Source organism: Serratia sp. H1w (assembly GCF_000633355.1).
GTDB lineage: Bacteria > Pseudomonadota > Gammaproteobacteria > Enterobacterales > Enterobacteriaceae > Chania.
The window spans coordinates 86,992-96,490 of record NZ_AYMQ01000106.1; the positions used below are offsets into that span (position 1 = coordinate 86,992).

Here is a 9,499-nt window from a genome sequence, read left to right on the forward strand (position 1 = left end):
GGAGCAAGGTATGGACTTCCACCAGCTAGAATATTGGCAACAACGGGCACAGGCCCTGAAGATTGAGAACCGGCTGTTTATCAATGGCCGCTACCTGCCAGCGGCCGAAGGCGAAACCTTTAGCGTACAGAACCCGGCCACGGTTGAGGAACTGGTACCCATGGCCCGAGGCAGTCACATCGACATCGATCTGGCCGTCAAAGCGGCGCGCGAGGTGTTTGAACGCGGCAACTGGTCACAAGCCTCCCCCAGTAAACGCAAGGCGACGCTGTTCAAACTTGCCAGCCTGATGGAAGAGCACAGCGAGCAGTTAGCGCTGCTGGAAACGCTAGATACCGGCAAACCCATCCGCCACAGCCTGCGTGATGATATTCCCGGGGCGATCCGCTGTATCCGCTGGTACGCCGAAGCCATCGACAAGATCTATGGCGAAATTGCCCCAACCGGCCATGATGCGCTCGCCCTGATCCAACGGGAACCGATCGGCGTGGTTGGTGCCATCGTACCCTGGAATTTCCCTCTGCTGCTGGCCTGCTGGAAATTAGGCCCGGCGTTGGCGGCTGGCAATAGCGTGGTGCTGAAACCTTCCGAAAAGTCACCGCTCACGGCGGTCTATCTTGGTGCTTTGGCACAGCAGGCAGGACTCCCCGATGGCGTCCTGAACATTATCCCTGGCTTCGGCCACGATGCGGGTAAGGCGCTGGCTCTGCATGACGATGTTGACGCCCTCGCCTTTACCGGCTCCACGCAAGTCGCCAAGCAATTGATGATGTATGCCGGCGAATCCAACATGAAACGCGTGTGGCTGGAGGCCGGCGGCAAAAGTGCCAACATTATCTTTGCCGACTGCCCGGATTTGGATAAGGCGGCACAGGGCGCGGCGGCGGGGATCTTCTATAACCAGGGCCAGGTGTGCATTGCCGGTACTCGCCTGCTGGTAGAGGAAAGTATTCAGCAAGCGTTTTTACAGGCGTTGCGCAAACACGCTGCGGATTTCGTGCCGGGCAACCCACTCGACCCACAAACGCTGATGGGCACGCTGATCGACCAACAGCACTGCGAAAAAGTCACCAGCTATATCGAACAGGGGTTGAGCCAGGGAGCTTCGCTGTTCCTTGATGGACGAACCCATCCGCAAGGCGGTCATCACGGCTATCTCGGCCCCACCATCCTCACCCAGGTAGACAATGCGATGAGCCTCGCACGGGATGAGATTTTCGGCCCGGTCCTAGCCGTCACAACCTTTAACGGTGAACAACAGGCACTGGCGTTGGCCAATGACAGCGAATATGGGCTAGGTGCCGCTGTTTGGACGCGAGATCTATCACGGGCACACCGCATGGCTCGCCAGCTAAAAGCAGGCACCGTGTTCGTCAATAACTACAACGACGGCGATATGACCGTGCCCTTCGGTGGCTACAAACAGAGTGGTAACGGGCGAGATAAATCCCTGCATGCGCTGGATAAATTTACCGAACTGAAAACCACCTGGATTTCTCTGGAATAAGGAATTGATGATGACTGAACACGTAAAAAGCTACTATGCGGCAACGGCCAATGACCATCAGCCTTATCCGCAGTTGAATGAATCGATCGATTGTGACGTGTGTATCGTTGGCGGCGGCTACACCGGACTGTCATCGGCGCTGTTTCTGGTTGAAGCCGGTTACAACGTGGTGGTTTTGGAGTCTGCCCGCATCGGCTTTGGTGCCAGCGGCCGCAACGGTGGCCAACTGGTCAACTCTTACAGCCGCGATATCGATGTGATTGAAAGCCGTTACGGTGCCGAAAGCGCCAAGGTACTTGGCAGCATGATGTTTGAAGGCGCTGAGATTATCCGCAGCCGTATCAAGCGTTACGCCATTGACTGCGACTATCGCCCCGGCGGGATCTTCGCTGCGCTTAACAATAAACAGTACCACGCGCTAATCGAACAAAAGCAGCACTGGGAGCGTTACGGCAATACCCAATTGGAACTGCTTGATAGCGAACGTATCCGCCAGGAAGTGAGTAGCGATCGCTATGTTGGCGCACTGCTGGACCACAGTGGCGGCCATATCCACCCGCTCAATCTGGCATTGGGCGAGGCAGAGGCCATTCGCTTGCAGGGTGGACGGATCTTTGAACAATCCGCAGTCACCCATATCCGCCACGGTGAACCGGCGCTGGTCAGCACCGCCAACGGCCAGGTCACCGCTCGCTACGTGATCGTGGCCGGGAATGCTTATTTGGGCGATAAACTGGAACCCAGGCTGGCCAAACGCAGCATGCCGTGCGGGACTCAAGTAGTCACCACCGAACCGTTAGCCCCTGAAGTGGCAGCCTCATTGATCCCGCAAAACTATTGCGTGGAGGATTGTAATTACCTGCTGGATTATTACCGCTTAACCGGTGATAACCGGCTGCTGTACGGCGGTGGCGTGGTCTATGGCGCCCGCGATCCTGATGATATCGATAACCTGATCCGTCCCAAGCTGCTGAAAACCTTCCCACAGCTGAAAGGCGTACGTATTGATTACCGCTGGACCGGAAACTTCTTGCTGACGCTGTCGCGCATGCCGCAATTTGGCCGCTTGGAAAACAATGTCTACTACATGCAAGGTTACAGCGGCCACGGAGTGACCTGTACCCATCTGGCGGGTAAGTTGATCGCAGAACTGATGCGCGGCGATGCAGAGCGCTTTGATGCCTTCGCTAAACTGCCACACCTGCCGTTCTTTGGTGGCCGAAACCTGCAAATCCCCTTCACTGCCATCGGCGCCGCTTATTACACCTTACGAGACCGTATTGGCGTATAAATTTCTCGGGGCAAGACACCAACTTGCCCCTTAAATTGATACATTTCTCTAACTAAGATGATTCTCAGTTATCTATCTTGTTAAAATCCGGGTTTGGCAAAACTATCAACCATTTAGCGACATTAATTTTTATTAATCGCCCTTTAATAATTTACAGCCCATTTACCTAATATTAATAACTGCCAACGCTATTCATGGCAGATTTTAATCCGAAGTTTGTTGATTACGCTCTATTTTATACTGCTTCTTTGTTGCCCTACCGCCAAAAAAATAATATTATAAGGCTTAGGATTAACGTTATTTAAGTAGAGTAAATTGACTTACATGGAGTGAATCAACATGACTAAGCCCCAATATCGCATCGAAGGAGATGTCCTTTTTTGCCCCAATAGCGTCGGTTTTTATCATCAGGACCTCCAGGAAGAAATCGTCACTATCTCCTCTTCTGCGGCTTGACTTTTCTCCTTTCTTATTAAAAATAAAGGAGAAACTGTTGAGAGAGAGATACTTCTGCAAAGAGTGTGGGATGATTATGGTCTACAGGCCAGCAACAATAATCTCAACCAATGTCTGAGTACGCTGCGGCGCATCATCAAGAGTATGGGCATTGATAAAAACATCATAGAAACCATACCAAAAGTAGGGTTAATAATTGCCAGTGATGTGACGATTGAAGAGATCTCAATTAAGCAGGATGAACCTGAATTATCGCAGAATGCGAAAAAGAATTATTTTAAAAAGGTTAATATCACCTACGTTTTAATTGCACTGGTGATTATCTTGGCGGTAACTACTGGTGTGCATATATTTCATATCTATCAGCACTTCTATAAATCAGATGCAAACTTTACCGCAATGCTAGCGAATGAAGCCGTCTGTGAGGTAGCGGCAACGCCTTCGGTAGGTAATATTCCTAAGTTTGCCTCGTTGTTAACACCGGCTGCCGCGTATTAAAAAGGGAGCTTAATAGCTCCCCTAAAACTGTAGATATTGTTGCCATGGGGCGCTATATGCTGCCCCCGCTTAAATCACCGCTAGCTCACATCACTGCGACGATAGAGCGCCACCCCGATGGCCAGCACACCGAGCATGCCAGCACAGCTACGGTTTACCCAGCGCATCACGTTCGCCGAGAACTTACGCATCGCATGACGGCCGCCGTAGGCATAGATAGTCATCATCACGCAGTCGATGATCGCGCTGACCAGTGCCAGGATCAGGTACTGCATGGCAATCGGCTTTTCGGGCTGAATGAACTGCGGCAGAAAAGCGGAGAAAAACAACAGCCCCTTGGGATTGGACAACCCAACCATCAGGGAACGCAGGAATGCCGTTTTTCCGGTCGCTGCGGCAGCGCTGGCGTTTACCGCTAGAGCCTTCACCGGCGCCCGCCACAGCACCCATGCCAGATACACCAGATATAACGCACCGCCCCACTTCACCACGGCAAACAGCTGCTCAGAGGCCTGTAACAACGCCCCCAACCCGCAGCCTACGGCACCGATCAACAGCAGATCGGCCAATACCGCGCCCAGAAAACCGTAACTGGCAATGCGCATACCGTGGATTGCACCATTGTTTAGCGCCAACAGCATCGAAGGGCCAGGCGTCACCATCACCGCACTAACGGCGATCACATAAAGCAAAAGCGTAGTTAACTCCATCAACAACTCCGGATAAATGTAAAACTCACTGCATCGCAATACGACAACATCTTTATGGGGGGGAATATAGGGGATCTGCCCGATGTGATACAAGTCACATTCTGTCTGGAGGCGGTGATGGAGCAAGAAATCATCCTTCCCGCCATCAATTCAACAAAAAATAACCACCATGATTACTTATTAACCACAAATCACCGATAAATTCACAAGGGATATGAATTAAGTAAAATACATACAAATTAATTAACTATATTGTTGCAATGGCGCAGCAATTTATTGATGAACTCTCGTCTCAAAAAACATATAGTAATGACAGACTAGTAATCAACGATTTCCCTGGTGTTGTTGTGTTTGCCCCTCTCTTTTGCGGGGCTTTTTTCCTCCCCCTTCCATCCCTGACGCTTAACCACCTTCCGCACACTTGGCAGTGGTTTACCAATCTATGTGGAGCTATCACCGAGCGATAAAGGTACACTGAACTCCTCCTACCTCTACCCGGTGATAAAGATGTCTTTCTTTGATGCCTTTAAGCTCTTTGGTGATGCCCCAGTGGACGTCACCTGCCCTGAATGTGGAAAAAGTTCGCCGCAAAATCGCAGTAAGGTAAAGAAAAACGTCACGCTTATCTGCCCCCACTGTGGACATTATTTCCGTAAACGCGAAGATTGAGCGTGCCAGACTGGTTGAGATAGAGCGAGGATCCCAGGGAAAAAACCGCTATCAATATCAATGGGCTTGATAGCGGCAAAGACCACTCGGGACTTCTAATGGATATGGTAGACGCGTTCATTATACCCATGCGATTACAATGGTTAATACTCAGAGCTTTGATTTAGGATTTTACCCCGGAATTCTTCCTCTTTACTCCCATCAGCCCAACAACTCTTGGTATCTGACACTCAATCCGGTTGGAAGGTAATGATTGTTTTTTTGATTCTTTGGTAGGTTTCATCGTCAGGAGGCGCGGGTATGTCAGCATTTTTGATGGCTTTCAGCGCAGCTTCACATAGCGGCGGGTAACCGCTGCCTTGCGCGTCATATATCAGCCCATCTTTGGACATCTTGATCGTAACATCGCAAGTCTTACCCCGATAGTTATCTCCAATAAAAAACTTTCGCTGGATGGCGGTCTGAATTGCACGAAGGTAATAGGTTGTTTTATCTACAAATGGTGCCATTTCTTGTGGCTGTAGCTCGATAGGCTGGGTGCGGGTGCTTTTATGGGGGCTACAGGCAGAGACAAACAGCAGGCAGCCCAGACACACAGAGGTGAGTTTTTTCATGTCTAAATTCCCTTTTGGCGTTGTTCGTTGAATGTAACAGAAGAGGCCCTCGCGGAAACATTTGAAGTTGATTTCTGTGCTGCCGGTATTGCTATGAGCATTGGTAGAAACCAAAGGATTTGAATTACGAAACCATATAAAAAACCACCAGACTCAAACGTAGGGGCGCTGCATGCTGCGCCCGTCAGGATGATCAATGGGTTATCTATACCCCCCTCGGCTTTTGAGCTGCCTGCACGGCAGTGAACTCCGCTCATACCCGGCCCTCCCGCAGCTCGACTTTCTAAGCTGCCTGTACGGCAGTGAACTCTAGCCGGTTTACCCCTGAGAAAGCTAGACCTTTCTAAGCTGCCGATACGACAGTTAACAATGCCCCAAACACTACAGCAGGGTCCAGATTTTTCTAAGCTGCCTATACGGCAGTGCACCCGGCTATCAACCGCGCATTCTGATTGCTACTTTTCTAAGCTGCCTGCACGGCAGTGAACAGCAGTCTGGCCAGGTCGCTTTTAAAGTGATATTTCTAAGCTGCCTGCACGGCAGTGAACTGTTACAAACCAACAGCAACCTACTATTAATAAAATAGAATCCGGCCATCCCACTCAAAAACCCTTTTCTAAAGAATACTGATCCCAACCTTTAAAATCAATAGGTTAGAATCAGCCACTAAATTAGGGTTAAAACCACGGGATGGTTGCCGTTGCACTTAGGCCATAAGCACTAAATACCCCCTCTGTCGCGTTATCGCAAATCTTGCCCTGTTCGATAAACAACAAAAAGGTCTGCGCGCTGGATAGGCTTTTCAAACGGATAAATGGCAGCGCCGAACGTTCCTCAACAGAATCAGGAATACGCATTCTGGCCTCCTCCTCTGTGAGCCAACCCTTGCTAACAGAGCGACGGCGTAATCTCTCAGCACTGCTTTTAAACTGCACACGCCGCACAGTACGATATTTCACATGAGAGGGTACTGGCTGAATCTCGCTGCATTCTGTGTAATCCCGCAGCCCTTTACGCCATGGTAAGGTCTCAAATGCGGTAAGCTCTGCCAGAGGACCATGTAGCCGTAACCTATCACCCAGTGTTTTACCGGCAGAGGGAAAGCTGACGCCTATTCTTCCCTGTCCGACACCACCCAATGCCCGATGCAGCTTGGCAAACAGCGCTTCCAATAACATCGTCGTAGTGAACTCGGGATCTGGCAGCACTCGAATATCAAGGTAATGATCCATACGCTGCCCCTTTATTCACCTTTCTCACCAAATACGCCGCCACGGATCAGAATGGCCATGACGTAATGTTGTTGCTCCACTTCTGGCACCTTCCCTTTGGTCACCCAGTTATCCAGCAGAGTGTAAAAATCCATTTTTTGTTTCGGTTGGCGATAGGCTTGCCCACGGCTAGTCACTGAGCCATAGGGTTCCACCGCAATGGGCCCCAACCCCAATTCATCGGCCTCTGGATACCAACTATCGACGGTACGTAACGCATTGCCGATTTTCTGCGAGTGCATGGCAGCAATATCGTCCACCTGATACAGCACCTTACTTTTCTTGCTGTTGCTATCCAACACCAACTCCTGTGACGGGAAAATCTCTTGTCCTTTGCCCAATCGCACACAGGCTTCAACGCTAAAGAAAGCAAAACTATCCCCGGCCAACCCTTGTTCTATTTCCTTAGCCAGTTCAGCTAAATCACCTTTTGGTTGGCTAAACATACGCAAGCTGTGATCACAGGCATTAAACTGCCAGGTTTTTTCTTTACCTTTTACGGTAACGGCGATCTCATCTGCACCTACGCGATTGCGCCACAAGAAACGCCCATTCGCCAGGTTCTCAGCATAACGCCCAGCCAGTTCTTTGAAGCCATGCTCTTTGATATAGCCTTGGATCACTTTCGCCAGTTCAGCCTGATAATCCTGATCGTTGCATACTGAGGGCTGTGCCAGGTTACCCAACACACGTAGAGTAAAGCTGACCTTTAAAGTATCAGCGTCAAATGGCAATGCCGCGACATCTACACGCTGTAAGTTAGGTTTTTGGATCTCGGCATCCAGCTTTGCCGGATCGCTGGCAATCGCATTTTTCAAACGATTGGAAATCGTACCGCGTACCGCTTTTTCCTGGATCGCAATCGGCGTCCATTCAGGTTGTTGCCAGTTACCAGCAAACATAATGGCATCGGAGTTTGCCAATTTACGCTCGAAAGCCAATACGGATGCAGTTTTTACAGTAGCCATATGAATAGTCCTTTAAGTTAATCTTCTTCGTTATATTGATAGTCTTCAGTAATAACGGGTACCGCGCTGCGGCAGAGGTAATCATCACTTTGATGATGGTATTGCCATAACAACTGATTCAGGTCGGTGACGCGGTGCAAGCTACGCCACTCGCCAATGCCATAAACGGGTTCGGCAAATCGGAAAGGCGTTGTTGGATCACGGGATTTCTCGACTTCCCCCGGCGCGTATAACGGGGAAATCGCACGATAGCCGGTCTGGATAGGAACCAAGTAACCTGCCGCTGGCTTTGGTCGGTAACCCCACTGCGGATTTTGTTCACTCAGCGCTTGATATTTGAGCGCGGCAAAGTCCAACCAAGCATCTATCAGCTCTGCCTGTGGGTTACTTTCACACAACGTTTGATAATGGCTGGTCAGCAATTCGGAGCGATCGAGCAACGCAAAACCAGGTAGCAAGCGGCGCATCAGTTTGCGCAGATCCTCTGGCTTTTCAGGAGTCCCCATTACCTTGACCGCGCCAATATCGGTGATCACACCACCAGCCAAACGCTGAGTTGGGCATAGTTCGGCAAGGTGCATCTCCAGCTCTTTGGCACCCTGATCGCCATTAACTAAGGTGCCGTGGCATTCAATCAGTAGCGAAACAGTGAGATGCATTCGCCCTTCTTCATTGAACGCCGCTGTTTTGGCCTCTTTGGTCAATGGATTGCGCGTTAAGGCAAAAGCATAATCGCGCCCAGAAGAGTAAGCATGGAGTTGCTGCTGATGGCAGACGACACCACAGTTTTGCAGGGTTAAGCCGTGAGTCTGCTGCAGTTTGCGGGACAGCGCATGAGTGTAACCAAGAAAATGAGTCATAGCGGGGAAACCATAGGTCAGCCCTGCAATGGCATTAGCGTTCTCCACCCGAACATGACGTAATACGATCAACGTACTCATGCGAAGTCCTCCTTAAACTCTTGCTCAAACTCACGCAGGCGTCGCTTGAACAAAGACGCGGTCGACCATTCACGTCGCTCAACTTCGCTAAACTTCATCTCTTCGGTTTTTAGCTGGTGATTGAGCCATACGCCAAAATCCAGAGCGATTTCCTTTTTCCAATCGCCGCCTTCACGCTCAAACTGGAAGTCTTTGTCATCTTTCATCCGCCATGGGTCAAGCCACAACTGCTGAGCACGCGAGAGTTGGCACTCTTCTTTCATGCTCCAGCCTTGCCAATCTTCCCGATTTTGTACGCCAGCCACATAGCTGAATAAAGTATCGATAATTTCATCAACGAAGGCCGCTCTTTGCTGGCGGATCTCGGTATTTCGATCTTGTGGGTTAAGACTGCGCAGGTACTGCTTCAACTGCCATACCGCGTCTCTCGCCATGGCAGAGAAGGCTTTACGCTCTTGGAAAATAGAATTCTGGTTTAACGGCGGCTTATTTTGGCTTTGCCATACTGGCGCGGTACAAGGCAACAACCAGGCGCGGCCACCGCGTACGCTGTTGTGTCGCTACCGATGTAAAA

General features: G+C 50.4%; 8 protein-coding genes and 2 pseudogenes. 4 read left to right on the top strand and 6 right to left on the bottom strand.

Annotation, left to right across the window (positions count from 1 at the left end):
• Positions 1–10 precede the first annotated feature (10 nt).
• The 3 genes and pseudogenes from puuC to U869_RS30190 form a co-directional block, all read left to right on the top strand.
• Positions 11–1,507: an aldehyde dehydrogenase PuuC gene (gene puuC, locus U869_RS0123470; RefSeq protein ID WP_025121173.1), complete on the top strand. Its 1,497-nt coding sequence runs from the start codon at positions 11–13 to the stop codon at positions 1,505–1,507.
• A 10-nt stretch (positions 1,508–1,517) separates the two neighbouring features.
• Positions 1,518–2,798: an FAD-binding oxidoreductase gene (locus U869_RS0123475; RefSeq protein ID WP_025121172.1), complete on the top strand. Its 1,281-nt coding sequence runs from the start codon at positions 1,518–1,520 to the stop codon at positions 2,796–2,798.
• A 468-nt stretch (positions 2,799–3,266) separates the two neighbouring features.
• A pseudogene (locus tag U869_RS30190) lies at positions 3,267–3,752 on the top strand (transcriptional regulator); the annotation flags it as partial.
• 80 nt (positions 3,753–3,832) lie between these two features.
• Here U869_RS30190 and U869_RS0123490 read toward each other — a convergent pair.
• Entirely contained in the window at positions 3,833–4,462 is a 630-nt protein-coding gene (locus tag U869_RS0123490) for a LysE family translocator (protein WP_025121170.1), read from the bottom strand.
• 507 nt (positions 4,463–4,969) lie between these two features.
• Here U869_RS0123490 and U869_RS32630 point away from each other — a divergent pair.
• Positions 4,970–5,131 (top strand): YnfU family zinc-binding protein, encoded by a 162-nt coding sequence (locus U869_RS32630; RefSeq protein WP_232785392.1) that lies wholly within the window; start codon positions 4,970–4,972, stop codon positions 5,129–5,131.
• Between the two features lie 230 nt (positions 5,132–5,361).
• Here the strand turns inward: U869_RS32630 and tolA are convergent, their stop codons facing one another.
• From tolA to csy1, 5 genes and pseudogenes are all read right to left on the bottom strand, one after another.
• Positions 5,362–5,745, bottom strand: coding sequence for a cell envelope integrity protein TolA (gene tolA / locus U869_RS0123495; RefSeq protein ID WP_025121169.1), 384 nt, complete (start codon positions 5,743–5,745; stop codon positions 5,362–5,364).
• 677 nt (positions 5,746–6,422) lie between these two features.
• Positions 6,423–6,977, bottom strand: a complete 555-nt coding sequence (cas6f, locus tag U869_RS0123500; protein ID WP_025124004.1) for a type I-F CRISPR-associated endoribonuclease Cas6/Csy4 — start codon at positions 6,975–6,977, stop codon at positions 6,423–6,425.
• Positions 6,978–6,988: 11 nt separating this feature from the next.
• Positions 6,989–7,990: a type I-F CRISPR-associated protein Csy3 gene (gene csy3 / locus U869_RS0123505; RefSeq protein WP_115650715.1), complete on the bottom strand. Its 1,002-nt coding sequence runs from the start codon at positions 7,988–7,990 to the stop codon at positions 6,989–6,991.
• A gap of 11 nt (positions 7,991–8,001) precedes the next feature.
• Positions 8,002–8,925: a type I-F CRISPR-associated protein Csy2 gene (gene csy2 / locus U869_RS0123510; protein ID WP_025121166.1), complete on the bottom strand. Its 924-nt coding sequence runs from the start codon at positions 8,923–8,925 to the stop codon at positions 8,002–8,004.
• A pseudogene (gene csy1, locus U869_RS0123515) lies at positions 8,922–9,467 on the bottom strand (type I-F CRISPR-associated protein Csy1); the annotation flags it as partial. The pseudogene csy1 and the gene csy2, both read right to left, overlap by 4 nt.
• Positions 9,468–9,499 lie beyond the last annotated feature (32 nt).

Coding starts and splice junctions, on each gene's coding strand:
- tolA (WP_025121169.1), bottom strand. CDS start 5,745: ATGAAAAAACTCACCTCTGTGTGTCTGGGCTGCCTGCTGTTTGTCTCT.
- U869_RS0123475 (WP_025121172.1), top strand. CDS start 1,518: ATGACTGAACACGTAAAAAGCTACTATGCGGCAACGGCCAATGACCAT.
- U869_RS0123490 (WP_025121170.1), bottom strand. CDS start 4,462: ATGGAGTTAACTACGCTTTTGCTTTATGTGATCGCCGTTAGTGCGGTG.
- puuC (WP_025121173.1), top strand. CDS start 11: ATGGACTTCCACCAGCTAGAATATTGGCAACAACGGGCACAGGCCCTG.
- U869_RS32630 (WP_232785392.1), top strand. CDS start 4,970: ATGTCTTTCTTTGATGCCTTTAAGCTCTTTGGTGATGCCCCAGTGGAC.
- csy2 (WP_025121166.1), bottom strand. CDS start 8,925: ATGAGTACGTTGATCGTATTACGTCATGTTCGGGTGGAGAACGCTAAT.
- cas6f (WP_025124004.1), bottom strand. CDS start 6,977: ATGGATCATTACCTTGATATTCGAGTGCTGCCAGATCCCGAGTTCACT.